Source organism: Paenibacillus baimaensis, assembly GCF_025567575.1.
In genome coordinates, this window is sequence record NZ_JAOQIO010000113.1 from 107,848 (window position 1) to 133,968 (window position 26,121).

24 protein-coding genes are annotated in these 26,121 nt (G+C 48.3%); 23 read left to right on the top strand and 1 reads right to left on the bottom strand.

Features of this window, described 5'->3' with window-relative positions; translation table 11 throughout:
* The first annotated feature begins 147 nt into the window (after positions 1-147).
* The 11 genes from cls (at position 148) to OB236_RS33690 (ending at position 14,431) form a co-directional block, all read left to right on the top strand.
* A complete protein-coding gene (gene cls, locus OB236_RS33640; protein WP_262687947.1) occupies positions 148-1,635 on the top strand; it encodes a cardiolipin synthase in 1,488 nt (495 codons plus the stop codon).
* A gap of 87 nt (positions 1,636-1,722) precedes the next feature.
* Entirely contained in the window at positions 1,723-2,382 is a 660-nt protein-coding gene (locus tag OB236_RS33645; protein WP_076235794.1) for a serine/threonine protein kinase, read from the top strand.
* A gap of 116 nt (positions 2,383-2,498) precedes the next feature.
* Positions 2,499-2,963 carry a Dps family protein gene (locus OB236_RS33650; RefSeq protein WP_076235793.1) on the top strand — a complete coding sequence of 155 codons (465 nt, stop codon included), beginning with the start codon at positions 2,499-2,501 and terminating at the stop codon, positions 2,961-2,963.
* Between the two features lie 162 nt (positions 2,964-3,125).
* The gene (locus OB236_RS33655) at positions 3,126-4,265 is read left to right on the top strand and encodes a glycoside hydrolase family 88 protein (protein WP_262687948.1); all 1,140 of its coding nucleotides are present in this window, start codon (positions 3,126-3,128) and stop codon (positions 4,263-4,265) included.
* A 77-nt stretch (positions 4,266-4,342) separates the two neighbouring features.
* Positions 4,343-5,596, top strand: coding sequence for a PQQ-dependent sugar dehydrogenase (locus tag OB236_RS33660; RefSeq protein WP_262687950.1), 1,254 nt, complete (start codon positions 4,343-4,345; stop codon positions 5,594-5,596).
* A gap of 101 nt (positions 5,597-5,697) precedes the next feature.
* Entirely contained in the window at positions 5,698-6,903 is a 1,206-nt protein-coding gene (locus tag OB236_RS33665; RefSeq protein ID WP_262687951.1) for a class I SAM-dependent methyltransferase, read from the top strand.
* Positions 6,904-7,127: 224 nt separating this feature from the next.
* Complete coding sequence (locus OB236_RS33670) at positions 7,128-9,110, top strand: methyl-accepting chemotaxis protein (RefSeq protein ID WP_262687952.1); 1,983 nt, start codon at positions 7,128-7,130, stop codon at positions 9,108-9,110.
* 337 nt (positions 9,111-9,447) lie between these two features.
* Complete coding sequence (locus OB236_RS33675; protein ID WP_262687954.1) at positions 9,448-11,196, top strand: alpha-glycosidase; 1,749 nt, start codon at positions 9,448-9,450, stop codon at positions 11,194-11,196.
* Positions 11,197-11,249: 53 nt separating this feature from the next.
* Complete coding sequence (locus tag OB236_RS33680; protein WP_262687955.1) at positions 11,250-12,320, top strand: AI-2E family transporter; 1,071 nt, start codon at positions 11,250-11,252, stop codon at positions 12,318-12,320.
* A gap of 86 nt (positions 12,321-12,406) precedes the next feature.
* The gene (locus OB236_RS33685; RefSeq protein ID WP_317259407.1) at positions 12,407-13,591 is read left to right on the top strand and encodes a glucose-1-phosphate adenylyltransferase; all 1,185 of its coding nucleotides are present in this window, start codon (positions 12,407-12,409) and stop codon (positions 13,589-13,591) included.
* Between the two features lie 21 nt (positions 13,592-13,612).
* The gene (locus tag OB236_RS33690; RefSeq protein ID WP_076235853.1) at positions 13,613-14,431 is read left to right on the top strand and encodes an SDR family oxidoreductase; all 819 of its coding nucleotides are present in this window, start codon (positions 13,613-13,615) and stop codon (positions 14,429-14,431) included.
* A gap of 123 nt (positions 14,432-14,554) precedes the next feature.
* Here the strand turns inward: OB236_RS33690 and OB236_RS33695 are convergent, their stop codons facing one another.
* Positions 14,555-14,758: a hypothetical protein gene (locus OB236_RS33695; protein ID WP_262687958.1), complete on the bottom strand. Its 204-nt coding sequence runs from the start codon at positions 14,756-14,758 to the stop codon at positions 14,555-14,557.
* 211 nt (positions 14,759-14,969) lie between these two features.
* On the opposite strand from OB236_RS33695, the gene OB236_RS33700 reads away from it, so the two are divergent.
* From OB236_RS33700 to OB236_RS33755, 12 genes are all read left to right on the top strand, one after another.
* A complete protein-coding gene (locus OB236_RS33700) occupies positions 14,970-15,851 on the top strand; it encodes a DMT family transporter (RefSeq protein ID WP_262687959.1) in 882 nt (293 codons plus the stop codon).
* Positions 15,852-15,921: 70 nt separating this feature from the next.
* On the top strand, positions 15,922-16,452 hold the full coding sequence (locus OB236_RS33705) for a DNA-deoxyinosine glycosylase (protein ID WP_262687961.1): 531 nt from the start codon (positions 15,922-15,924) through the stop codon (positions 16,450-16,452).
* A 92-nt stretch (positions 16,453-16,544) separates the two neighbouring features.
* The gene (locus tag OB236_RS33710; RefSeq protein WP_262687962.1) at positions 16,545-17,084 is read left to right on the top strand and encodes a hypothetical protein; all 540 of its coding nucleotides are present in this window, start codon (positions 16,545-16,547) and stop codon (positions 17,082-17,084) included.
* A 145-nt stretch (positions 17,085-17,229) separates the two neighbouring features.
* Positions 17,230-18,234: a hypothetical protein gene (locus tag OB236_RS33715; protein WP_262687963.1), complete on the top strand. Its 1,005-nt coding sequence runs from the start codon at positions 17,230-17,232 to the stop codon at positions 18,232-18,234.
* A 202-nt stretch (positions 18,235-18,436) separates the two neighbouring features.
* Positions 18,437-19,504 carry a hypothetical protein gene (locus OB236_RS33720; protein ID WP_262687965.1) on the top strand — a complete coding sequence of 356 codons (1,068 nt, stop codon included), beginning with the start codon at positions 18,437-18,439 and terminating at the stop codon, positions 19,502-19,504.
* Positions 19,505-19,782: 278 nt separating this feature from the next.
* Positions 19,783-21,003: an enolase C-terminal domain-like protein gene (locus OB236_RS33725; RefSeq protein ID WP_262687966.1), complete on the top strand. Its 1,221-nt coding sequence runs from the start codon at positions 19,783-19,785 to the stop codon at positions 21,001-21,003.
* A gap of 32 nt (positions 21,004-21,035) precedes the next feature.
* Entirely contained in the window at positions 21,036-21,884 is an 849-nt protein-coding gene (locus tag OB236_RS33730; RefSeq protein ID WP_262687967.1) for an NAD-dependent epimerase/dehydratase family protein, read from the top strand.
* 172 nt (positions 21,885-22,056) lie between these two features.
* On the top strand, positions 22,057-22,515 hold the full coding sequence (locus tag OB236_RS33735; protein ID WP_262687968.1) for a helix-turn-helix transcriptional regulator: 459 nt from the start codon (positions 22,057-22,059) through the stop codon (positions 22,513-22,515).
* 112 nt (positions 22,516-22,627) lie between these two features.
* Entirely contained in the window at positions 22,628-22,999 is a 372-nt protein-coding gene (locus tag OB236_RS33740; protein ID WP_262687969.1) for a hypothetical protein, read from the top strand.
* Between the two features lie 186 nt (positions 23,000-23,185).
* Positions 23,186-23,680 carry a cation:proton antiporter regulatory subunit gene (locus tag OB236_RS33745; protein WP_262687970.1) on the top strand — a complete coding sequence of 165 codons (495 nt, stop codon included), beginning with the start codon at positions 23,186-23,188 and terminating at the stop codon, positions 23,678-23,680.
* Positions 23,681-23,683: 3 nt separating this feature from the next.
* Positions 23,684-24,910, top strand: coding sequence for a cation:proton antiporter (locus OB236_RS33750; RefSeq protein WP_076237972.1), 1,227 nt, complete (start codon positions 23,684-23,686; stop codon positions 24,908-24,910).
* A gap of 84 nt (positions 24,911-24,994) precedes the next feature.
* Positions 24,995-25,954, top strand: coding sequence for a YitT family protein (locus OB236_RS33755; RefSeq protein WP_262687971.1), 960 nt, complete (start codon positions 24,995-24,997; stop codon positions 25,952-25,954).
* Positions 25,955-26,121: the final 167 nt, after the last annotated feature.

Here is a 26,121-nt window from a genome sequence, read left to right on the forward strand (position 1 = left end):
GAAAATAGTCGAATCGTGGCTGCTTATTGCAGTTCGAAGGAGGGTGCTATGCATGCTCAAAGTTTTTGTGCGTCGCACCAGATCGTCAGCTTTCGTTTTCCCACATCAGGTATGGTATCTTTAGAAGTATAGAGTTGGATAAGACCAATGATGGGGGTGCGGTGGTTGCCATTTATAGACGATTGGGTCGTTCCTGTATGGAAATTTATTAATAACTGGATTCCTGTCATTAACCTGTTATTTGCTGCGGTCATTATTTTTCTGGAAAGACGCAACGTGGGCGTTACCTGGGCGTGGCTCATGCTGCTGCTGCTGCTGCCGTTGATTGGCTGTATTATTTATATTTTTATTGGACAAAACCTTGCGCGCCAAAAGGTGTACAGGCTGAAACCGAGGATGGAGCGCTGGGTTCGGGAGGAATTGGAGGACCAGAGGGTAGCCATTGAAAATGAAACGTATGTGTACCATGATCCTGTGGTGTCGAACTTCCGTCATTTAATTTATATGAATCTGTTGAGCAGTGTTTCGCCATTGACCCAGAACAATGAGGTCACGCTGCTGACCGATGGCAAACGCAAGTTTGAGATGCTGCTGGACAAAATTGATCAGGCACAGCAGCATATCCATCTGCTCTATTATAAAGTGGGCAATGACGATACCGGACGACGGTTGATTGAAGCATTAACACGCAAAGCGAAGGAAGGCGTGGAGGTACGGTTGCTATATGACGATATCGGATCGCTTGACATCAGTCGCAAGCTGCTGTTACCGCTGAGGGAAGCAGGCGGGAGTGTATATTCTTTTTTTCCTTCCAAAATTCCGTACCTGAACTTTCGATTCAACTACCGGAACCATCGTAAAATTGCGATTATGGATGGGAAGATCGGTTTTATCGGCGGTTTTAATATCGGAGATGAATATTTGGGCTTGAACAAAAAAATAGGTTACTGGCGGGACACCCATTTGATGATATACGGGGATGCGGTGCATCGTCTGCAAATTCAATTCATGCGCGACTGGGATGTTGCTTCCAATCAGACGCTCTCCTTCGAGCCGGTGCTGTTCCCGGAGATGAGGGACGTGGCACGTACTGCGGTTCAGGTTGTGTCCAGCGGTCCCAATTCAGATAAGCAGCAGATCAAGAACGGTTATATCAAGATGATCTTTCAGGCGAAAAAACGAATTTATGTGCAAACACCTTATTTTGTTCCGGATGAGGGTGTGCTGAATGCACTGCGAATTGCGGCCTTGTCGGGTATTGATGTGCGGATTATGATTCCCAAAAAAGGAGACCATCGATTGGTCCAGTGGGCATCCTATGCGCATATCGGAGATTTGCTGCGAGCGGGCGCCAAATGCTATCTGTATGAAAAAGGCTTCTTGCATGCCAAAACGATAGTTGTGGATGGAGAAGCGGCCGCAGTGGGAACAGCCAATATGGACAACCGCAGCTTTGAGCTCAATTTTGAAATAACGGCTTTCCTGTACGGAACGGATGTGGCCTCAAGGCTCGAGGTAACGTTCGAACGGGATATGCAGGACTGTACCTTGATGACTTGTGAAAGCTATGATTGTCGAAATAAGCTGCTTCGTGCTGCAGAATCGGTTGCCAGATTGCTGTCGCCGATTTTGTGAAATTTTGATATGCTAAAGAAAAGGAATAATAAGGGAATGGATAAAACATTATTGGTCAGGATCACTAAGAGGGAGGAATCGCCGCCCATGTTGGAGGAATTGATTGAGCAGGTAGAGCGGGGACTAGTGCCGCACATACGTATTGAAAGTGTGGACCCATTAAATCCTATCGTAGTCCGTCAGGTTCCGCCTCCCTGGGTGCTGCTGGGTGCGGGCAATTATGCAGCCGTTGTGAGACATCCTGATTTTGAAGAATGGGTTGTTAAGGTATATGCACCCGGTCGTCCGGGGATTGAGGAAGAGGCAGAGGTATATCGCAGGCTGGGCTCGCATCCTGCATACTCGGAGTGCCTTCACGTGGGGGATCGTTATTTGGTATTGAAGCGTCTGAGAGGCTTCACCTTTTATAACTGTCTGCTGCGCGGTATCCATATTCCGAAACAGGCCATCAGGGATATCGATTCAGCGCTGGATTATGCCCGCGAACGTGGCTTACATCCACATGATGTTCATGGTAAAAATGTGATGCTGGACCACGGTCGAGGTAAAGTCGTCGATGTATCGGATTTTCTGAAGGAGGATCCCTGCACGATGTGGGATGATGTCAAGACCGCCTATAATCGGTTTTATTTCCCTGTCTTTCATAAGCTTCCTATACCGGAGCATCTTCTCAATATGATCAGAAAAAGCTATCGTTGGCTGGGCAAGAGCAGCCGCTTTCGAACGGGCTCGGGAAAAGACACATAGCGACGAGAAAATAGGAGATACTAGCATAAGCGTTTCAGATGAGATTTTAGTGGTTATATAAGAAGAGAGAGTTCAGTTCAGAAATGTACATAAACTATTTGAGGAGAGTGGCAATTATGGCTAATGCAGTAAAAGCTCCAGCTAGTCAATTGGAAAAAGTATTGAATCATCAGGTGGCGAACTTTGGTGTGCTGTATATCAAATTGCACAATTTCCATTGGTACGTTAAAGGACCTAACTTTTTCACTCTGCATATTAAACTGGAAGAGCTATATAATGAAACGACGCTGCATTTTGATGCGATTGCAGAGCGTTTGCTAACCTTACACGGTCAGCCGCTGGCCACAATGGCGGGATTCTTGAAGGAATCCGATATCAAAGAGGCACAGGGCACCGAAAAGGCTGAAGATATGGTCCGCGCAGTTGTAGCTGACTTCAATTTGATCAACGATCAGTTGAAGGAAGGGATGGAAATCGCAGAGAAAGCCGGTGACGAAACGACCGGAGATTTACTGCTCTCGATTCATGCCAGTCTGGAGAAACATACGTGGATGCTGGAGGCTTTTCTGGGCAATTCCTAACAACGACTCGATTAACGGTAAAATAATAGAAGGAGCACTGCTGCGGCAGTGCTCTTTTTGCTTGTTCATGCGCTAACGATAAGTAAGTGAAGTGTTTGCGATTGATCGGAGCAGCGTTTACAATGGAACTAAATCATAGATAAAACAGGGAGTGGAAGCAAGATGACAGCAACGGAGCACCAGCAACCGGATTGGGTAAAGGAAGCCTGGAAGCAAACAGTTAATAAGGTGAAGCGAACGAGCAGCCGAATTGGAGACGGATTTCCGCATGCAAGTGTGGATGGTGTGTATAAGCTGGAGCCGGCCTCCTGGTGGACGGCTGGATTCTGGCCGGGACTGCTGTGGCTTGTTTACCGCGATACGAAGGATGAGGCTTTAAAGCAGCTGGCCGAATCCTGCGAGCGGCAGTTGGATCAAGTGGTGACTGATTATTACAAGCTTGATCATGATATCGGCTTCATGTGGACACTTACAAGTCTGGCTCGCTACAAGCTGCTTGGTGCAGAGGATTCCAAACGCCGTGCCCTGTTTGCAGCCAATCTGCTCGCAGCCCGCTTTAACGTACAAGGTAATTATATACGTGCCTGGAATCCATGGCGTGAAGGTGAGCAGAATGCCGGATGGGCGATCATCGACTGCATGATGAACCTTCCGCTGCTGCATTGGGCATCAGTGGTCACAGGTGACCCCCGCTATAAGCATGTGGCGGTACGTCACGCCAATATGGCGCTCGAGCATTTCATTCGCCCGGATGGATCGGTGAATCATATTGTCATATTTGATCCGGAAACCGGAGAGAAGCTGGAAGTAAAAGGTGGACAAGGTTATGCACCAGATTCAGGATGGTCGCGCGGCACAGCTTGGGCGATCTACGGCATGAGCTTGAGCTATCAGTATACGGCTGACGAGAATTACTTGAATGCGGCCAAACGTGCGGCGCATTTCTTCCTGGCCAACTTGCCGGAAGACCATGTACCTCATTGGGATTTCCGTTTGCCGGAGGGTGTGCCTGCTTACCGCGATACTTCTGCTGGCGCTTGCGCGGCCTGCGGTTTGCTGCTGCTTAGCGATCAGGTGAGCGGTCAGGAATCGGCACTTTACCGTAAGGCTGGGGAGCGCATCCTTCACTCCTTGTATGTGAATTATGGAGCATGGGATTCGGAAACGGAAGAAGGACTTATTGTTCAAGGTACCTCACATTTCCCGGAAGGAAAAAATGTCAACGTGCCACTTATCTACGGCGACTATTATTTTGCTGAGGGCGTAGCACGGCTGGCTGGGCACCGTGACCTGTTCTGGTAAATGGGAGACGGAGGTCGGTATGGACTTTGCTGCCTCCAACGTTTTTATTCCTGACATATAGGGAGGGATGATGAAACATGAGCGGAATCAATAGCTTGAACGAATGGATAACCACTGCAGCGATTTCTATGGTGATTACATTGATAACGGGCTGCAGTGGAGCCTCCATCGATACGCAATCCCAACCGCCTGCCGTGACGGCCCCATCAGTGTCGGTGCCTGCAGCAGGAACGGGTTCCACTACATCGCAACCCAAACAAGGGCAAGCTGGAGCTGTGAATACGGCAATTCCCTATACACAAGAGGTATTTGCTTCGAAGCTGAATGTGCCTTGGGATATGGATATCGCACCGGATGGCCGAATTTTCTTTACGGAACGCGGAGGCGTTATCCGAGTCATCGATATGGGCAAACTCGTGGAACAGCCTGTTTATCGGTTCGAGAAGCCTTTTCTTCAGGAAGGCGAGTCGGGACTGCTCGGACTGGTGCTGGACAAGGACTTCGCGACTAATCATGCTATGTACGTCTACCATACCTACGAAGAAGGAGGAGGAACCCGCAATCAGGTGCTGCGCATGATCGAAAGCAACAATCGACTGCAGCTCGATAAAGTTATTATCGACAAGCTGCCTGGTGCCAGAACGCACGATGGTGGGCGAGTCAAAATAGGCCCGGACGGTATGCTGTACATCACCAGTGGGGACGCCGGTCAATCCTCGATTGCTCAGGATCTAAGTCAATTGGGTGGGAAAATATTGCGCATCCACCCAGACAGCACTATCCCCCGGGATAATCCGTTTCCCGATTCTCCCGTGTATTCATTGGGTCATCGGAACCCGCAAGGCCTGGCCTGGCACCCGGTGACAGGCAAACTGTTCAGCACAGAGCATGGGCAGTCAGCTCATGACGAGTTTAACTTGATTGAGCCCGGAGCGAACTACGGCTGGCCGCTTATCGAGGGCGACGAGTCTGAGATTGCGGCCAAGGACAAGAGCAAGCTCGGTCCGGGAACACTCAGGTTGCCTCTAGTGCATAGTGGCAATGAAACCTGGGCGCCATCCGGTATTACTTTCGTTACCAAAGGACCTTGGAAAGGGAATCTGCTCGCAGCCAATCTGCGTGGGGCTCAACTACTGCGGGTCGTACTGGGCAATGACCAGCAATCGATTCAACAGTTGGAGCCACTGCTCAAGAATGAGCTGGGTCGTATTCGCAATGTGATGGAGGGGCCTGATGGCTCGATCTATATCATGACGAACAACCGCGACGGTCGCGGTACCCCAGGTGCTGAGGATGACCAAATTATCCGGTTGAAGCCCAACTTCCAGTAGGATTCAATAAAGGTTAAGTCTGAATAGACGGTCGGATACAGTGAGTGAATTTTGAAGCACCGAAAGTATGGAAGAACAGAATGAACGGAGAAATGATATATATGTTATCCATGGAAACACTTGTTGACGAGGTCATAACCAAGCAATCGCTGATTCAAGGTACCTTTAGTCAGCCTCGTCCGAATAATCTCTCCGATTGCAGCAAGGTGATGGTGAAGCCGCTCATTTTAAAAGGAGAGCTGCAGTATCAGTTCAGCTCCTATTGTGGTAATAAAGTGCTGCATGACAACATGCGGCCCGATGCTGCAGCCGCTCAGATTCAACGATTGCTGTCAGAAGCATTTCGGCAAGGGCTGCTTCAGACTAAGGATGCCGATTATCAGGTGTTGATCAGCAAGAAGGGCAAGCTGGGTATCTTGACCAAGCCGCCCACGAAGAAGCAGGCTGCCGAACTTACCCACAATCGCAAGAAAAATTATTTGCTGGAGGAAGGCACGCCTGTGCCATTTCTAATCGAGCTTGGGATCATGAATGCCTCAGGTAAGGTGCTTGCACCCAAGTACGATAAATTTCGGCAAATTAACCGATTTGTCGAGCTGATCGCTGATATTGTTCCGCATCTGCCAACAGACCGAACATTGAACATTATTGATTTCGGCTGCGGAAAATCCTATTTGACCTTTGCGCTGTACCACTACCTGAAGGAGATACAGGGCTTCGATCTTCGCGTTATCGGACTGGATCTCAAAGAGGATGTCATCCGTCATTGCAGCGATTTAGCTGAACGCTTTGGCTATGAGGGCCTACAGTTTCTCGTTGGAGATATCGCTCAGTATGACGGGTTGGAGCAAGTGGATATGGTCGTCACCTTGCATGCCTGCGATACGGCTACCGATGCTGCGCTGGAGAAAGCCATCCGCTGGCAGGCTGGTGTTATTTTATCGGTGCCTTGCTGTCAGCATGAATTGTTTCGACAGGTGGAGGCTCCAGTACTAGCTCCGCTTCTGCAGCATGGTATCTTGAAGGAACGATTCTCAGCGCTTGCAACCGACGCGATTCGTGCCAGCCTGCTGGACCTGCTGGGTTATAAAACACAGCTGCTTGAGTTTATCGATATGGAGCATACGCCCAAAAATATATTGATCCGCGCAGTCAAAGCAGCCGCACCGAAGGCCGATGAACTGGCTGCAGCAGCTCGAAGCTATATGGAATTCCGCAGCTTGTTAAGCGCAGAGCCTTATCTGGAAAAAGCGATGAGCAAGGAACTACAGCCATTGTTAGCTGTCGCAGGTAAAATGGCGGAGTAACTTTTAACCAATCATTAGGAACGCGCATGTGAAAATTTACGACAAAGAGGCTCTGGTTATGTAAGGAGTCTCTTTTTGTAATGTTTGAAGTTAGAATATGTTCACAAAAAAATATATTTTGTCGAATGTTCATCTAAAAAACACATAGTTATTCCTTGTATTAGGTCTTTTAGCTTATATCATTGTATAATATTAATATTATAGCTCATTGCGGAGGTGTTACTGTGCTCAAGTGGACTCATTCATTAACTGCACGATTTATGTTATTTACAGGTGTTATTCTGCTAATATTGATCGGGGCTATTTATGCTTACGAGTGGAACAAGATTCGTGTCGATGCAGAAGCACAGCTTTTTGAAAAAGGGAGCGCCATGGTCATTTCTCTCTCCAAAACATTGCAAAGTATTGCTGAGGATGATATCAGGGACGGGACGATTTTGAAAAGCGGAAAGAAGCTCACTGGCGAGGAATTGAAGAAGAATTTGTTCAATGACAAGCTGCAGGTCGTACCGGAAAGCCAAAAGGAAGCCGAGAAGCGCTCTAAAGATCCCGCCTACGGAGACGTGAAGCAAAAGCTTTTTGATGGACGGATGATTCCGCTCGCTCAATACGAGCTTAAGTATACAAGTGCATACGATGAATATACGGATGATCACTGGAAGCGGGTTATCGATGGCTTTTTGGTCGATGAAAATGTGGTTTTTGTGGTGCCGATTGCGTATTCAGCGAATCCCGACTTTAATGGTTATGTGGCGACACATAATACCAAGCTGAGTCTTACAGGTGAGGATTCTAAGGATGCATGGGGAGCTACAGGACTCGCAAGTCAAAAATATCGGGGCAATCGCGTATTCAACGATATTGTCGGTTACTCGGCGGCGTCCTATCAAGATACAACCAAACCGCTGCTGCAAAAATATTCGCAGGTCGTCGAGCAGAAGGTTTTTGAACGATGGGATCTGGCTTATCCGTTAACCATTGATGGCAAGCACTGGGGAGCGGTTCGCGTTGATTTATCCAAAGAAGGCTCTGACGCGTTTATTAACAAGCAGCGTTTAAAATCAGGGCTCGAGCTGGCAGCATTATACATAGGTGTATTGATCATATTATTCATATTATCGGGAGCCATCGTATCTCGGAAGTTAAAGTTTATGCTGCAGGCTGCGATCAATCTGAACTCTCAGGAAGCAGATTTGACCTACCGCATTCCGGTTCGTGGTAAAGATGAAATGGACAGGCTGGCTGAGGAAATTAACCGCTTTATTTTTCATTTACAGATGATGATGAGAACGATAGGAAGGATGTCTAACCAAGTCGGCACGATCTCCAGTGATTTGACGAGCAGTGCCGAGCGTTCGAACACGAACGCACAGCTAATGTCTCAGACGGTCCAGGAGCTCACAATGGGTGCCGGGCATCAAGCGACCAGTGCAGAAGACAGCGCTCGAGCGATGGAAGAGATGGCTACCGGAATCCAGCGTATTGCCGAGGCTTCGGCCGATGTGACGGAAGCGACGCAGGAATTGGTACGAGAAGCGGAGCAGGGCAGTCGCGCAGCCGGGCAGGCCGTTAACCAGATGATGACTTTGAGCCAATCCGCACAGGAGGTTGGTTTTTCAATTGAAAAGCTCGAGCAGGACATGCAGGCGGTGGGCGGCATGGCGCAGGTCATCTCAGGGATCGCTTCACAGACCGGTTTGCTGGCGCTGAATGCGGCTATCGAAGCGGCGAGGGCAGGCGAGCAAGGCAAGGGCTTTGCAGTTGTAGCCAGTGAGGTTAGAAAGCTGGCGGATCAATCGGAAGCATCGGCTCAGCAAATTAATGAACGTATCACGGATATTCAGGCCTCGATGACAGCAGCCGTACAAGCCATGCAGCGGGGTGGAACGGACGTTGAGGACGGTGTTAACGAAGTTAGGCAGCTGCAGCAGGTATTATTGCGTATGCTGAATTCGGTGCACTTGGTATCTACACAGATGGAAGAAGTATCAGCGGCGGCCGAGCAGATGTCAGCGGGGACAGAGGAAGTTACGGCTGGGATCGAAGAAATAGCGCGTATTGCCGGATCTGCAGCAGATCAGGCGCAGCATCTTGCGGATGCGTCCTTGCATCAGCTGAAGGATTCTGAAGAAACAAGTGATCGGTCCGTAACACTTATGGAGGCTGCTGGTCAGCTGAAAGGAACGGCCGATCGATTCAAAGTGTAGGTTGGAGTATTATAGCAGTAAGCAATGGGTAGAAGCGTATTAATGAAGTGATAGTTTGTTCCAACAAAGAGGACGTAATGATGTCAAACATCGTTATATCCTCTTTTTTTCATGGTTTGAGCCTTTAACGCTGAAAAACATCGTACCAAAACAGCATTCATGAGTTTATAAGCCTAACTCCTCCATATGCAAAGTCATTGACAGTTGATAGCAGGCAATCCGTTTACGTTCTGGTCCCCTAACTGGAAAAAGCCGCTTGTTTAAGCGAATTCCGAAATGGTTAAGGAGAAGGTAATAGCATAGATACAAGCTAATGGGAAGACGGGGAGATGGTTAGATGCTACTTGAAGGATTTTACCACATTGCCCAAAATAACTGGGCCTACGCATATGACAAGGATACAATCCATGTTCGGGTTCGAACGAAACGGGATGATGTGGAGGAAGTGACCGCGGAGACGGGTGACAAGTATAACTGGGACCGGTTTTATCGGGAATATCCCCTTAAGAAAACGGGGGCAGACAAAATGTTTGATTATTGGGAGGCCAGTATCAAGCCCTATAACAAGCGGGTTTCCTATTGTTTTCGCATCCGGGCGGGGTCTGAGACGGTGTGGCTGACGGAAAATGGTGTATTGAGCTACAGGCCCATGCCCACCGGAGGTTATTATGATATCCCCTATATCCATGAAATCGACCTGCATACCGTTCCGGAATGGGCGAAGAGAGCTGTATTCTATCAGATCTTTCCGGAGCGATTTGCGAACGGAGACCCATCGATTAATCCGGCCCATACCGAACGATGGGGTGGTAAACCGACTTATGATATCTCATTTGGCGGTGATCTACAAGGAATCATTGACCATCTCGATTATTTGCAGGATCTGGGCATTACAGCACTGTATTTGACGCCTGTATTTGAAGCGCCCTCTAATCATAAATACGATATCGTAGATTACAAAAAGGTAGACCCCCATTTTGGAACCAATGCGCTGCTCCATGAGCTGGTTCAAGCCTGTCACCTTAAAGGCATCAAGGTCATGCTGGACGCCGTGTTCAATCACTGCAGTGAACAGTTTCCTCCTTTTCAGGACGTATTGAAAAAAGGACGGAAATCGCAATATGCAGGCTGGTTTCACATAAACAGCTATCCGCTTGCTACAAAGGACGGCATTCCGAGCTATGATACGTTCGGCTTTTATGGACATATGCCTAAGCTGAATACGTCCAATCCTGCTGTAAAAAAGTATTTGCTGGAGGTCGCTGAATATTGGGTCAAGGAGGTCGGTATTGACGGATGGCGTCTGGATGTAGCGAATGAAATCGACCATTATTTTTGGCGGGAGTTTCGTGATGTCGTGAAAGCCGCTAATCCGAACGCCTACATTGTTGGCGAAGTGTGGAACGATTCTCTGAAATGGCTGCTCGGAGACCAATTTGATTCGGTGATGAATTATCCATTCTCCAATAAGCTGCTGGAATTTTTCTCTGATTCCCGAATGGATGGTTTTGACTTCGCGACAAGCATCAGCGGACTGCTGATTCGTTATCCGCAGCAGACAAACGAAGTGATTTTCAATTTATTGTGCAGCCACGATACCCCCCGGGTGATGAACCGTGTAGGTAACAATAAGCGGAGATTAAAGCTGTGCGTCGTATTTTTACTTACGTTTATGGGAACGCCGTGCATTTTCTATGGAGATGAGATTGGACTAACTGGTGGAGAGGATCCGGATTGCCGCAAATGTATGGAATGGGATGAGGACAAGCAGGATCGCGAGCTGTTCGATTTTTATAAGCTGCTGATTGCGCTGCGCCGTAAGCATGAGGTGCTCGTATCGGGAAGCTTCCGGTTTCTGAGAGCGGAGCATGGTGATCGTCGCATTATTTATGAACGGTTAAACCATCGGGTGCATTTTACGGTATGGATGAACAATACAGGAGACAAGACGATATTGAGTCACCCGATGGAAACAAACGATTGGGTTGATGCGCTGACGGGCGAGCCTGTGCGGACGAAGGATGGGCGGATGTTTATTCAGCTTGAGGAATTCGGCTACCGGATTTTATATCGCTCCCTGCAGTAACGTTGACAGTAGGATCGATTACTTTTTTTAACAACTGCACGGGAGTGGTTATCATGCTGCAAAATAAATTTTTTCGGTTGTGTATTGGTATTATCCTGGTTTTAATCATCTTTAATTTGATGGATCGGGTCGGTTATTTGTTTAGTCCGCTGCTGATGATGTGCCAAACTTTGTTTGTGCCGATTTTGATCTCGGGATTTTTATATTATATGATCCGACCGCTCGTTAACTTTTTGGAGAAAAAAGGTATTAAACGCGCGGTAGGCACCTTGTTGATTTATTTTGTCATTACGAGCCTGACTGTGCTGTTTGTCGTAGCGTTCGGCCCGATGCTGCAAGCCCAGATCGAAAATTTTGTCACGAATGTGCCTGAATTGGTCGAGAGCACCAAGGTGCAGATTGAAAAGCTGCAGCAAAACCGGCTGCTTGCCGCTTATTTCACGAAAGATCATGGGGATCTTTCCACCAAAGTTGCCGAATATGTCAACAATGCGATTACGTATGCAACCAACTACTTAAGCGATATGGTCAGCTTTATGACCAGCATTCTACTGCTGATTACGACGATTCCGATCATTTTGTATTATCTGTTGATTGGTGGACACAAAGCGATGGAGAACGTGGTAGGGATGCTGCCCAAGGGGTATACACATGTAGCTCGAGAAACGCTGGAGGAAATCGACGGTGTGCTGAGCGGTTATATTATTGGTCGTATCATTATCAGCGTCTGTCTTGGTGCTTTGATTTACGTTGGCTTTCTGGTCATAGGACTGCCGTATCCGCTGCTCCTCGCAATTATCGTTGCTGTCACCAATCTGATTCCGTTCATTGGACCCATTATTGGTGCGGTACCCGCATTGATCGTGGCCTTTACGCAATCGTACCCGATGATGATGTGGGTAGCTCTGCTCATTATTGTCGTCCAACAGCTGGACGATACACTGCTGGCTCCACATGTATTTGGGAAACGGATGGATGTGCATCCGTTGACAATTGTATTATTACTGCTGGTTGGTGAAAATTTGGCAGGTATTCTGGGTATGCTACTAGCAATTCCCGTTTACATGGTGGTGAAAATTGTCTTGCTGAGGATCAATCGTCTATTCGTTTTTCGCTATGAATAACAAGTCGGTTTAAGGCTGTCGGTGGTTTCAATTAGGCGCTGGAGCGTTTAATAGAAGATACAACCTATGACAGGGAGGGATTATTGATGTCTAAAAAAGATTGCATTGCCATGCTTCTTGCAGGAGGTGAGGGGCGCAGACTTTCTCCTTTGACGAATAATTTGGCTAAGCCTGCCGTTCCCTTCGGGGGTGAATATCGCATTATCGATTTCCCTTTAAGCAACTGTGCGAATTCCGGCATTCATACCGTAGGGGTTCTAACGCAATATGCGTCCGAATCGCTGCATACGCATATAGGCGGTGGCGAACCTTGGGGCTTGTACGGCTCCGATGCGGATGGTGTTTCTTTATTGGCGGCTTCTCCAGAGGACCCGTGCGGTTATCTGGGAACAGCCGATGCTATTTACAAAAACCTGAGCTTTATCGACGATCACAACCCGGACGATGTCTTGATTCTATCCGGTGACCATATTTATTCGATGGATTATCGCAAGCTAAGAGACGTTCATACCGCTAGCGGGGCCGATGCTACGGTGTCGGTCATGGAGGTGCCGCTCGCTGAGGCGCATCGTTTTGGTATCGTCGGGGTTGATGAGAGCATGCGTATCGTGAACTTTGTTGAGAAGCCGACCAAGCCTCAGAGCACTCTCGCTTCGATGGGGATTTATATATTCAAATGGTCGTATTTGCGAAAGATGCTTATTGAGGATTCGGAAAATCCGAAGTCGAGCCATGATTTTGGCAAGGATATTATTCCGCATATGCTGCGTCTCGAAGGCAAATTGTATGCATATCCATTTGAAGGTTACTGGCGTGACGTGGGTACGGTTGATAGTTTGTGGGAAGCCCACATGGATCTATTGGAGCAGGATATGGAGCCACATCTCGAGCCTGATCCTCATGCATGGCAGACCTACAGCCGCGACCAATATATGGGAAGCGGGCGTTCTCCCATCTCACGGACAGACGAGCACGATTCCTCGCTTTCCCATTGGAACAATGCGGTGCTTGGCGACGTACAGCGCACAGTCGTGTTCTATGGCGTTCAGGTGGCTGAAGGCAGTGTGGTAGTGAATAGCGTGCTTATGCCTAATGTGAAAATAGGCCGTGATGTCCATGTAGCCTATGCTATTATTGGAGAAGGAGCCATTATCAAGGATGGGACTCGAATCGAAGGCAGTATAGGTAAAATCGAAGTTATTGCACCACATGCCGTTATCGAAGGGAGTGCGTTCGCCCCTTCAACGGCCCTTAACATTCAACAAACCTAATAGTGGAGGGATTTGTGCATGATGAATGCGAACGACGCACTAGAGCAAAGCATACAGCAGAGGCTGCAGGGCAAGGTAGCTGTAATAACGGGAGGCGGATCCGGGATCGGTAAGGGCAGTGCCTTATTGATGGCGCGTCATGGTGCCAAAATATGCCTGTTCGATCGCACGCTGGACAACGCCAATAAAGTCCGTGATGAGATCATAGCGGCAGGTGGTGAAGCTGCCGTTATACATACGGATGTGTCCCAAGCCAACAATGTTGAGGAGTCCTATAAAGAGGCTTTGCATACGTACGGTCGTTTGGATATTGTGTTTGCTAATGCCGGGATTAACGGCGCGATGACTTCGATTGAGCATATGGAGGTCGAGGATTGGCAGCAAACCATCGATATCAACCTCAGAGGTACATTTCTGACTGTCAAATATGCGATTCCTTATTTGAAAGAAAGCGGCGGCAGTATTCTGATCAACAGTTCGATCAATGGCAATCGCGTCTTTTCGAATATTGGATTCAGTGCTTATGCCTCCAGTAAGGCGGGACAGGTAGCTTTTATGAAAATGGCTGCATTGGAGCTGGCACGTTATAAAATCCGTGTCAACGCCATTTGCCCAGGTGCAATTGAGACTTCGATTGACGATAATACATTTAAAAAGCCGGAATTAAAGGAAGTCCAAATTCCTGTGCAATATCCCGAAGGCGACCAGCCGCTAGCCCATAAATCGGGGTCAGCCGAGCAAGTAGCGCAGCTGGCGTTGTTCCTGGCTTCCCACGACTCCTCACATATTACCGGTACCGAGATTTATATTGATGGAGCGGAATCACTGATCCATGGATAAACGGCGGTGAGTCGAATAAACAGAAATCCCCCTGATGATCAGGCAAACGGCACACCAAGTGCGCTGCCAGGTCATCAGGGGGATTGTTTTTGTTTCTATATCCTTGTCTTCGATGGTCGTAGTTTATTCCATACGGTTTAGAAGTTCGTCTGTGACATCCACCATCGAGTCCTCTGTTTGCGACAATGGCTGGTTTTTTCCAAAAAAGGAACGGACCCTCAGACCTTTAAAGGTTGCGCTCATTTCAAATAGCTTGGTGATGGCATCGTCCTTACTCAAAGGCCCAGCCAAAATTTTTTTGCGATATACAATGTAATATTTATTCATCTAAACCCCCCGTTGGTCGCGCTGCTCATGTTGGCTTTGATTGGTATTCGTATAAAGTCGGGATTTGGATCACTCTATTTTTGAATTTTTTGAAATTTTTTTTGAAAACCAAAGATGACGAGCCCGTTTATCCTCGAATACAGCTATGCTACAATATATAGGCCTCATGTGATGGGGTTTGTATATAAATATTAAAGGATCGGATGTCATCATGGGGTATTTTCTGCTTATATTGGCTACACTGTCATGGAGTTTTGTAGGGATTTTGGTAAAAACAGCAGCTGCGATGGTAGACAGCACGACGATTACGTTTGCCCGCTTCGGGATTGGGATTGTCTTTTTGGGGATATGGCTGCTGCTGAGACATCGCAGGCTTAGCCTGGATATCGGAATGAAATGGATTTGGATTGGTGTGATCGGCAAATGCTGCAATTATTTTTTTGAAAATATGGCGTTATCGATCGGTTCCTCTTACGGTAATATATTGGTTGGTCCACTGCAAACAGTGCTGCTGCTGATCATATCGGCCTTTGTGTTCAAGGAATATGTGTCAGGGCGCGGTTGGATGGCTGCGGGCTTGTGTGTAGCCGGGGTAGTGACGATTAGCTGGAATGGCTTGCCGATTGGCGAGGTGCTGACAAGTAATGGGCTGGTTACGGTATTGTATATGCTATCAGCCGTCGGAAGCGCGCTGCATGTGCTCAGTCAAAAGATGCTGATCCAGTCAATGGATACAGGAAAAATGAATTTTTCCGTCTTTTTCTGGTGTTCTGTGCTCATGGCGTTACCTCTGCCTTTTCAAGCGCATATGACGGGACCGGTTAACGGTTGGGGGATCATGGCATTGATCGGTTTAGGCTTAATCACAGGCTTAAGCTTTAACTGGTTTGCACAGGCGATGAAACGGGTGAGCTTCACCGTCGCCATCCTTGTCAGCAATAGCAGTATACTATTTACGATTGTATGGTCCTATTTATTTTTCCACGATCGGATTACATTGTATATATTGGGCGGAGCCGGGATGTTTATTGGCGGGATACTGCTGCTTAATTGGCCGATGAAGCGAGCGCGTATCAAAGAGCTGGAAGCTTGAATGAGCCAGGTACAATAGGCTCCTGTCGGAGCCGCACAGCTCGTAGTAATCAAAGTAAGGAGGTCATAACATGGAAACTGCAGGTCACGCGGAGTATCGACTGCAGGGGCTGCCGCCAGTAATCCATGCATCGAGTCGAACGCTGATACTGGGCTCAATGCCAGGGGCGGTATCCTTGAGCAAGCAGGAGTATTATGGACATCCTCGCAATCATTTTTGGCCGCTGCTCTATGCCATTTGGGGTGAGGGCAGTCCGCCAGAAACTGCATACAGGGATCGGTTGGATTTTGCGCTGGAGCAGGGTGTAGGCCTGTGGGATGTTCTGGCTGGCTGTGAGCGGGAGGGCAGTCTTGATGCGGATATACGGAAGCCGGAGGCTAATGATTTTATCCTGCTGCTGAACGAATACCCAACCATAGAGCGGGTGTTCTTTAATGGTAAGACGGCTGAGCAGCTCTATCGCAAGCAGGTGCTTCCACAGCTGTTGAAGCAAGAGAAAGGCACCCATATAAAGTACGATACATTACCCTCATCAAGTCCGGCCAGAGCCATGTCTTTACAGGATAAGCTGGTGGATTGGCGTAAATTGGGGGATGCTTAAGGTATAAGCTTCATTAACACGGGGTTATTTTCTTGGACGAATGCTTATGAATCAATCGTTCCTTGAAGGGAACACGCTGAGGAGGAGTCATGATGGTCAAACAGCCAAGTATCGTGCCATTTGGGTATGAGCCAGATAAGGAGCGGCAAGGTCCACGAGGGACCATGTGGGTATACGATAGCTTTGCGGATTGTGGCGCTCAACAGCTTGTGCGAATTGTAAGCTTGGCGTCACGAAAAGAAATGAGAAAGCTGGTGTTCTATCCACTGCATGAAGAAACCCTGCGACGTATGGGCGAGCCGGGGGCCGCACCCTTTTACCGCAGAGCGGATGAGTTGGAGGAGTCTCTGGAAAACATGGAGCTGCCCGTAGATACGGCGATTGATCGCTGGGAGGGGCGCCGTAAGAAATACACCCCGATGGACACGGCCTTCCGATTTTTGGAGGAGAAGTATGCAGGTCCTTACTTTGTGTATATGACGGTGGATACGGCGAATACGGCAGCGAGCTTTGATAGCTTCGAATTCTGGATTAAAAAGCTGCGGCTCTGCATCGATTTCAAGCTCGCTTCATCGGAGTCCCTACACCCCAAACTGCAAGCTTTTGCTCACCGCTGGGAAGCTGTAGATTAAGGATCAGCTGCTGAACAACCGAGCCTCAAGTATAAGTCATGACCCTTAAATTCCCATCGCGATGCGAATCTTATAGTACACCTTAACAGGGATACAAGATGAAGCTTACGTCGTAAAATGATGCGACACTCCTAGGAGGATAACGATGAGAAAAATAATATGGGTCATGGCTGCCTGCTTAGGCATAACACTGGTCATTTATGGATTCACAGCTTGGGGCGGACAAGAGGTTTCGGCAGAGGTTTCACAAGAAACCAAGGGCAGCTTTGTTCGGCTGGAGCCTGGGGGCAAAAAGCTGGTAGTCACCACAGGGGGAAATGAAACGGTATATCCGTTGTCATCCACGGTCTGGGTATATCGGAATATGGAAAAGTCAGCAGCAGAGCAGCTTCAAGCTGGAGATGGGCTGGAAATCATATTGAATGCAAAGGAGCAGGCGGCATATATCAAAGCAACTTCACCTCAATTTGCAGCCTCGCAGTCATCTGCAGGAACAGTTGGTGCTGGGACGGGGGCAGATGGGAATGCGGGTGTAGCGCCTTCGCCTGGTACTGAATCCACTGTGCTCCCGAACGCAGCTGTCAAGCCGGATTCGAGTAGTGGGGCAACATCTCCAGCGGCAGGTGCAACAAGCGGGAGTCCGATACCGTCGGGTGTGGCAGCGACGCCAGGGGCAGCTAATGCCGCCGCGGTAACGTCGAAGGACAATGAAGCTTATCTGGACAAACTAACGATCGAATGGAAAAGTCGCGATTTGATTCTCCGAGTTAAACGTCAGGGTGGAGATCCCTCGGCAAAAGCAAACGATGTTATTATTCAGGGCAAGGATCTTTCAGGCATACATTTGACGGGTACTTCGGCGGAGGCGTTTATACAACAGCTAGTCAAAGGACTGCCACAGCAGCAACCAGCTTTTGAAGCGCTTTTGAAGAAAAGAATTGCCGAGCAGTTTCAGGTGAAGGATGACAAGGTGGATTGGAAGCTGGATGTGAAATGGAAGCAAAGCTCTTCTGCTGCTGACAAGTCGAAACCAACTCAATCGAACCAGGATAAAGAGGACGACAAGGACAACGAAAAGAATAAAGATAAAGCGAAAGGTAAGGATTTTAATAAAGGAAAAGATAATGGTAAGCATTTTGAACGAGATTAGATAACAATAAGCGATCATACAAAGCCTTCAATCCTGCGCAGTTTCTGCGATGTGCGATTGGAGGCTTTTCATATGAGACAAAGCGATTGTATTCATTTTATGCAATTTCAGGATACTCACAGTTTTCACTCAGGGTGAATTCAGGTAGGCGCGGTAAGATGATCTTGTAAACAACAAATACAAACTTATGGAGGAATATACGATGAAACTTAACAAAAAATTGGTTGCAACAACACTTGGAGCTATGCTGGCATTGAGCGCAATGGGATCGGCATTTGCCGCTGACCTTACTACAACGAATACGAATCCGAATCCGGGAGTAGCCAAGCCCTATACGGTGAACAAAGATGATGTCAGTAAAGGCGGGTTCCGAGGTGGCGCAAGCTTGGAAAAGCAGGCTGCAGAGAAAGGGATCACGGTTGATGCTTTGAAGGTGCAATTGGAGCAGGAGCGTCAGGCGAAGCTGGAAAAGCAAGCGGCTGAAAAAGGCATCACTGTCGATGAACTGAAAGCACAGCTGGAGCAGGAACGTGGAACCAGAGGTGGTAATAAGGACGGAGGCAAAGGCGGATTCCCTGGTGGCTTTGGTGGCGGTCAGGATCTGGAAAAGCTAGCCGCTGAAAAAGGGATTACGGTAGAAGCCTTGAAGGCACAATTCGAGCAGGAGCGCCTGACGAAGCTGGAAAAGCTGGCGGCAGAAAAAGGCATCACGGTGGATGAGCTTAAGGCTCAGCAGGAGCAGGAACGTGCTGCCAGAGGTGATAATAAAGGTGGATTCCCTGGTGGTTTTGGCGGTCAGGATCTGGAAAAGCTAGCCGCTGAAAAAGGGATTACGGTAGAAGCCTTGAAGGCACAATTCGAGCAGGAGCGTCAGGCACAGCTGGAAAAGCAGGCCGCTGAAAAAGGCATCACTGTGGATGAATTGAAAGCACAGCTGGAGCAAGAGCGTGGAACCAGAGGCGGTAATAAGGACGGAGGCAAAGGCGGATTTGGAGGCGGTCAGAATTTAGAGAAGTTGGCGGCTGATAAAGGAATAACCGTAGAAGCCTTGAAGGCACAATTCGAGCAGGAGCGCCAGGCACAGCTGGAAAAGCAGGCTGCAGAGAAAGGGATTACTGTAGATGAGCTGAAAGCTCAAATCGAGCAGGAGCGTCAGGCGAAGCTGGAAAAACTGGCAGCAGAAAAAGGCATTACTGTAGATGAGCTTAAAGCGCAAATGGAGAAAGGACACGGAAACCGTACTCCCGTTGAAGCAAAAACTCAAGAATAACATGAAGAGGAAAAGGGCGGACTTACGCCCTTTTTCTTGCGTTTAATAATGCATAATTGCTGAACAGCATGCTGCATGCTTCCCGATTTAACATGTATACAATAGAACAAGGAAGACCAGATAAAGGCGAATTTCCATTCAGCTCTGAATGAGAATTCGCTTTTATTTTATATTTAATAACAGGCCAAGATCGATCGTGAAAGTTTAGGATTGTCTCATTGTTTTGGCAATTTGATCGCTCTAAGATTAGAGGGTGACTTTAGTCGAGGAGGCTCACCATGGCGACAATCAAGCAAATTCGTTGCATACGTACGAGAAGAAATGGAAGCTGGACGATTGTAAAGGTAATGACTGATCAGGACGGTCTATACGGCATCGGCTCTGCCTCTGATCTATATAATCCTGAAGCGGTGGTGCAGGTAATTGAGCAGTTGATCGCTCCTCTGCTTGTAGGCAAGGATGCCGATCGGATCGAAGATATTTGGCAAACGCTGCATCTGAGCGGCTATTGGCGCCATGGCAGCATTCAACAAACTGCCATCGGGGCGATCGATATGGCGCTGTGGGATATCAAGGGCAAGGAAGCAGGCAAGCCGGTCTACCAATTGCTAGGGGGCGCTTGCCGTTCAGCCGTTCCCTGCTACGGGCACGCGGGAGGCAAGGATCTGTCCATGCTGGTCGAGGAGGTGCACCGTTACCTGGAGGAAGGGTACACCGTGGTCCGGTGCCAGCTTGGAGCGTATGGAGGTGGGGGCTTCCGGGAAGATTTGACGAACCGGCCGGAGGGGTCCTGGACTAACGGTCCGGTCTTCGACGAGCAGACTTATTTAAATGCGATACCGGCCATGTTCGAGCAGCTTCGTCTGAAGTTCGGACCGGAGATCCAATTTACGCATGATGTGCATGAGCACTTGAACCCTATAACCGCGATTCAGCTCACCAAGCGTTTGGAGCCGTATCATTTGTTCTTTCTGGAGGATGCACTGCCCCCCGATCAGCTTGGCTGGTACCGTCAACTCCGGCAGCAATGCTCGACACCGCAGGCGGTCGGAGAACTGTTCACGAATCCGCAGGAGTTTGTGCCGTTGATCCAGGAGCGGCTGATTGACTTCATCCGGGTCCGCGTATCCAAAGCAGGCGGCATCAGCGCCTGCCGCAAAATCGCCGCGCTGGGCGAGACGTTCGGCGTCCGAACCGCCTGGCAGGAGGGTGGAGAGAACGACCCCGTCAATCAGGCGGCAGCCGTTCATCTCGATATGGCAATCTGGAATTTTGGCATTCAGGAAATCAATCATTTCACGGAAGAAGAGCAGGAGGTTTTCCCTGGCTGCATCGAACGCAAGGGCGGTTATCTGTATGTGTCAGAGAAACCGGGACTCGGCATCGACATCGACGAAGACAAGGCAGCGCTGCTGCTCGAAGCAGATTGGAACAAGAGCAAGTACCATAGGCCGTATCCCCTGGATCGCAAAGCCGACGGAACCATCGTCCGCCCGTGATCACTATTACCAACAAAGGAGCGTGATGTCAGATGAAAACAGTAGCTGTAACAGGAGCCAGTGGCAAGCTGGGAAATGAGGTTGTCAAGCAATTGCTGGAAGAGGGTTATCAGGTCGTCGCACTGGACGAGCGCAAATCCGATCAGTTCCGATGCAAGCAAATTCGCGTGGATCTGAATGATTTTGGTCAGGTCGTTGCAGGACTGGCCGGAGTGGACGCGGTGATCCATTTGGCTGCTATCCCTGCTCCGCTTGATTATACCCACTCGACTATTTTTTCCAATAATGTGGTCTCGACGTACCACGTACTGGAGGCAGCTTCGGTGCTCGGGATCGGGAAGGTCGTGCTCGGTTCAAGCGAATCGTCGTACGGCTTCTGCTGGGCACCGAGTCCCTTCGATCCGCTCTATGTGCCTGTGGATGAGGATCATCCCCAGCTGCCACAGGAATGCTACGGACTATCCAAGATCGTCAATGAGCAAACAGCCAGTATGTTTCACCGGCGTACGGGGATGCAGGTGATGTCGCTGCGCTTCTCTATGATCGTGGCTCCTCAGCAGTATCCCTCATTCGAGCCAGACATTCGGCATCCGGAGAAGCACAAGCGGATTCTGTGGAGCTATATCGATATTCGGGATGCAGTGAGGGCATGCATCGCTTCAATAGGTACGCTCTCGGTCGGATCGGCAGAACTCAATATTACGAGCAGGGATACGCTTAGTGATCGGGATACGGAGCAACTGCTCGATCAGTTTTACCCCGAGGTCAAGGAGCGGAGACAACGCTTCGCAGGGCGCGAAGCGATCGTAAGCACAGAGCGGGCGTTCCGTGTGCTGAACTGGAAAGCCGAGCATTCCTGGAGCGATACGATCCAGCGATAACATCTATATTTGTTGTTCCACGGATAGCCTTGAAGAGCGTTCAGCTCTTCAGGGTTATTCGTATTGTAGGCGGAGATATCGAGTGAAAATCAATAATCGCGTAATAAGTCTGGACAAAAGCATATAAAATAGAATGACCATACGTATCGTTGGGTACCGAAGGGGTGAATGCATGGATCGTGTGCTAATTGTAGATGACGAGAAGGAAATTCGGGATGGACTGAGGTCCAGATTACCTTGGGGCGACATCAAATCGCTGGAGCTACCCCACGATCTGAAGCAGCTGAGTGAGTCGTCGTATAGCCAGATCATATCTGTGGCTGTCAAATATATGCGCCGCAACTACGGAGACAGCCTTACGCTGCAGAGTGTGGCCTCTGAGGTCCATATTACGGCGGTTTGGCTGAGCAAGCTGTTCAAGAAGGAATTGAATCAGACCTTTCTGGAATATTTAACCTCGATTCGTATGGATAAAGCCAAGGAAATGCTCGGCGACGTACGCTTCAAAATCTACCAGGTTTCGCAAGAAGTTGGGTATCGTGATCCTGTCCATTTTTCCAAGCTGTTCCGTAAAAGCGTCGGCCTTACCCCGAAGGAGTACCGCAAGCTGAGGGGCATTCAGGATGAGTAACGCATTGCTCGGCTTTAAGTCATAGCAGGTATACGTTTGAGATAATCAGCGAAATATGGTACACTAATAGTAATCGGAATTGTAACAGTATATAAATTAAAGGGGGGATATGATGATCAATATTCATAGAGCAGCACGATTATTGAGATATATAGTATTGGCTATTGCATTGATGATGTCCCCTCCAACAAGTCTGCATGAAGAATATACAACGTATGAATCCATTCCCGAAACCGCAGCTGCCAATCAGGGAAATAAACCCAAGTTGGCCACCCGAAAGCATTCTTCGCTTTTGCATAAGCTTATGGTTACATCGCAATCCCTCCCGATTTTATTTGTTGTACTTCACCTTATTTTGAATCGTATTCCTTTACCCCGTTTGAACTTTAAACCCTGCATTTTTATATTACTGAAACGTTTGTTTATGACCCCCATTAGATTCACCTCCACTTTCGTGTCAGTAAATACCTCACTTGCCGTCTAAAAATCTCACCTTTGTTAATTGTGTATTTGTCACGCTTAAATAAGAACGTATGTTCTGTATTTCCGAGCTCTATTTGCTATTGCTAAAAATGAATGAAATTCAGGTATTCCGAAAAAAAGAAAGGTCTCTCGGAGGTTATTTGGTTTGTTTATCAACAGGTATGAAAAAACAGGAGGTCATCCAAGCATGAACGTTAAAGAATCCAACTTACCAGGGATAGGTAGAAAATTTGAAATCCATACACGTGGTGGCGAAAAGCTGGTCGTTATTATTCATGATGACGGAAGGCGGGAAATGTATCATTTTGAACACGATGATCCCGATGAAACAATTTCCACAATCACATTAGATGATGACGAAGCCAGACAAGTCGCCGCTATTGTAGGAGGCATGACGTATACCCCGAAAATGCTGGAGACGGTTGAAATGGCGTTTGACGAGCTGATTATTGAATGGTACAAAATCGAACCTCATTACAAAAGTATTGGCCAATCTATTGGAGGCCTGGATGTGCGCCAAAAATCGGGTGCAATGATTATTGCAGTCATTGAGAAAAATCATACGAAACACGTAAGCCCGGGTCCAGAGCTCGTTATTCAGAACGAAGCTACGCTCGTCGTGGTCGGAGAAAGACAGCAGCAAAGATTGATCAAACAAATTTTATTGAATGGAAGTGGTTGATATATGGATCATATGATACTCGAAGTAGGTCTTGCGATTGCACTCATAGCGATGGCGGGTCTGTTATCAGCCCGTTTGCGCTTTTCGGTTATTCCCTTTTATATTCTGATCGGGATGGCGGTTGGCCCCCATGCGCTGGAGCTGTGGCATTTTGACTTCCGCTTTATTCAAAGCGCACCGTTAATTGAATTCATGGGCCGGATTGGTGTGCTGTTTCTGCTCTTTTATCTGGGTCTTGAATTTTCAGTGGGGCGTCTGATCAAATCAGGGAAATCGATTGTAAAGGGCGGATCCATTTATATAGGGATCAATTTTATGTTAGGCCTGATGCTCGGTTGGATTGCCGGATACCCGTGGGCTGAGGTGCTTGTCATTGCCGGGATTACGACGATTTCGTCGAGTGCCATTGTGGCCAAGGTACTGGTTGATCTGAAGCGGACGGCTAATCCCGAGACGGAAATGGTACTGGGCATTACGATGTTCGAGGATGTATTCCTTGCTGTATATATTTCCATCCTGTCAGGTCTGGTACTGAGCAATTCCTCCAGCTTTGGAGGGGTGCTGCTGACAGCTGCAATTGCACTGGGCTTCATGCTCCTTGTCCTGTTTGTCGGACGCAAAGCGGTTCCGCTTTTGAATCGGGTGCTGAACATTAGGTCCAATGAGTTGTTCGGCTTGGTGATCTTTTCCATGCTGTTTCTGGTCGCGGGCTTTTCTGAGACGATTCACGTCGCTGAAGCCATCGGAGCGCTATTAATCGGCCTTGTTATGGCAGAGACCGACCATGCCAAACGGATTGAACACCTGATCATGCCCTTCCGGGATTTCTTCGGCGCCATTTTCTTCTTCAGCTTCGGATTAACGATCGATCCAATGGCATTAGGTGGGGCCATCTGGCTGTCGCTTGCCGCGGTGCTGATCACTTTAATTGGTAATTTCACTGCGGGGATGCTGGCCGGGATGAATGCGGGATTGTCTGTTAAATCCTCGCTGAATATTGGATTCACGATTATGGGACGCGGGGAGTTCTCGATCATCATGGCTAATTTGGCCAAAGCAGGTGGGTTAATGCCGGTTCTCCAATCCTTCGCTGCACTGTACGTACTCATTATGGCGATTTTAGGGCCGTTACTGTCCAAAGAGAGCAAGCACATCTATACGTTTCTCGACAAAATATTTAAATTCAAGGAGAGGCCCAAAAAGAAAATTAGCACGGTAGTCCAGGATTAAGCTATGTAAATTGATGTTCTGAAACGCTAGCTCGGAACCGGCTGTCAAGGCTTGGATTTCAAAGTGAAAGAGGAGGAACTAAACATGTTACGTGCTGCGATCAACCAGGTACAGTTTGCTGCTAGGGGCAAGTCCGCGAGATCTCGCCACCGGGGGACTCATATCCTGATAGTGATCCTGGGAGGTATTCTGGCCTCTATTGGGTTGGAGCTTTTCCTGATACCGAATAAAATTGTCGTTGGAGGCATGACAGGGATTTCAGCGCTTTTGTCCCATATGACGGAAATGCGGATTGGGTTACTGTTGTTCCTGTTTAATTTGCCATTCATTGTTCTGGCTTACCGTCATATCCGTTTGGAGTTTACGATCATGACTCTTCTTGGGATCGTCGTACTTTCGCTAAGCTCAATCTTTCTCCATCCTGTACCGGCATTGTTGGATAACAGCCTGTCGGCTGCGGTATGCGGTGGTGTGTGTTTAGGGTTGGGGATCGGCATGGTTGTCCGCTACGGAGGAACCTTGGATACCCTTGAAATGAACGAAAGATACTTGGCAAGACATCGCGGGTTGTTATCCCCAGAGAACGTGATTATGATGATGAACTGCAGCATCTTAACAGTAGCAGGCTTTATATTTGGTTGGCAGCAGGCGATGTACTCCATTATTGCCTATATACTGGCGTTTGAAATGCTGCATGTTTCGATTCGTGGTATCCATGGGCTGCTTCCTTACCGAACGCTATGCATCATGAGCAGCTGCGGTGAAGAAATTGAACGGGCAATCCAGCTCCGTTTCCGTAAGATCGATGATCCTGTAGAGCTGAAAGTAAGTAGTGTAAGCCCTGCTCAAGGGACTGGCGCAAAACCGATGTGGGAGCCAACCACACGACCTCCCCAATTTCTGATGTATACCGTCCATTTCCTGGACGTGATGAGGCTGAAGGCGATTATCAAAAATATCGATCCAGCTGCCAGTATCGCGGTTGGCGCTGGTCGGGTAAGCCAAGCGGGTAACGTAATGAAGAAGGTGGATAATAAACAGTAAATACAGCACATACTCATCAGGTAACTTGAATAGATAACCAGGTAAACCGAGCAGGAGCACTTTTTCTGGCCGCAGACAAATGGCTGAAGCCAGAAAAGGTATTCCTGCATTCATTGCAGCCAGCCACACCTATATGTTTACAGTTGCATAAAATAATCGACTCCGCT

Coding starts and splice junctions, on each gene's coding strand:
- cls (WP_262687947.1), top strand. CDS start 148: ATGATGGGGGTGCGGTGGTTGCCATTTATAGACGATTGGGTCGTTCCT.
- OB236_RS33645 (WP_076235794.1), top strand. CDS start 1,723: ATGTTGGAGGAATTGATTGAGCAGGTAGAGCGGGGACTAGTGCCGCAC.
- OB236_RS33650 (WP_076235793.1), top strand. CDS start 2,499: ATGGCTAATGCAGTAAAAGCTCCAGCTAGTCAATTGGAAAAAGTATTG.
- OB236_RS33655 (WP_262687948.1), top strand. CDS start 3,126: ATGACAGCAACGGAGCACCAGCAACCGGATTGGGTAAAGGAAGCCTGG.
- OB236_RS33660 (WP_262687950.1), top strand. CDS start 4,343: ATGAGCGGAATCAATAGCTTGAACGAATGGATAACCACTGCAGCGATT.
- OB236_RS33665 (WP_262687951.1), top strand. CDS start 5,698: ATGTTATCCATGGAAACACTTGTTGACGAGGTCATAACCAAGCAATCG.
- OB236_RS33675 (WP_262687954.1), top strand. CDS start 9,448: ATGCTACTTGAAGGATTTTACCACATTGCCCAAAATAACTGGGCCTAC.
- OB236_RS33680 (WP_262687955.1), top strand. CDS start 11,250: ATGCTGCAAAATAAATTTTTTCGGTTGTGTATTGGTATTATCCTGGTT.
- OB236_RS33685 (WP_317259407.1), top strand. CDS start 12,407: ATGTCTAAAAAAGATTGCATTGCCATGCTTCTTGCAGGAGGTGAGGGG.
- OB236_RS33690 (WP_076235853.1), top strand. CDS start 13,613: ATGAATGCGAACGACGCACTAGAGCAAAGCATACAGCAGAGGCTGCAG.
- OB236_RS33695 (WP_262687958.1), bottom strand. CDS start 14,758: ATGAATAAATATTACATTGTATATCGCAAAAAAATTTTGGCTGGGCCT.
- OB236_RS33700 (WP_262687959.1), top strand. CDS start 14,970: ATGGGGTATTTTCTGCTTATATTGGCTACACTGTCATGGAGTTTTGTA.
- OB236_RS33705 (WP_262687961.1), top strand. CDS start 15,922: ATGGAAACTGCAGGTCACGCGGAGTATCGACTGCAGGGGCTGCCGCCA.
- OB236_RS33710 (WP_262687962.1), top strand. CDS start 16,545: ATGGTCAAACAGCCAAGTATCGTGCCATTTGGGTATGAGCCAGATAAG.
- OB236_RS33715 (WP_262687963.1), top strand. CDS start 17,230: ATGAGAAAAATAATATGGGTCATGGCTGCCTGCTTAGGCATAACACTG.
- OB236_RS33720 (WP_262687965.1), top strand. CDS start 18,437: ATGAAACTTAACAAAAAATTGGTTGCAACAACACTTGGAGCTATGCTG.
- OB236_RS33725 (WP_262687966.1), top strand. CDS start 19,783: ATGGCGACAATCAAGCAAATTCGTTGCATACGTACGAGAAGAAATGGA.
- OB236_RS33730 (WP_262687967.1), top strand. CDS start 21,036: ATGAAAACAGTAGCTGTAACAGGAGCCAGTGGCAAGCTGGGAAATGAG.
- OB236_RS33735 (WP_262687968.1), top strand. CDS start 22,057: ATGGATCGTGTGCTAATTGTAGATGACGAGAAGGAAATTCGGGATGGA.
- OB236_RS33740 (WP_262687969.1), top strand. CDS start 22,628: ATGATCAATATTCATAGAGCAGCACGATTATTGAGATATATAGTATTG.
- OB236_RS33745 (WP_262687970.1), top strand. CDS start 23,186: ATGAACGTTAAAGAATCCAACTTACCAGGGATAGGTAGAAAATTTGAA.
- OB236_RS33750 (WP_076237972.1), top strand. CDS start 23,684: ATGGATCATATGATACTCGAAGTAGGTCTTGCGATTGCACTCATAGCG.
- OB236_RS33755 (WP_262687971.1), top strand. CDS start 24,995: ATGTTACGTGCTGCGATCAACCAGGTACAGTTTGCTGCTAGGGGCAAG.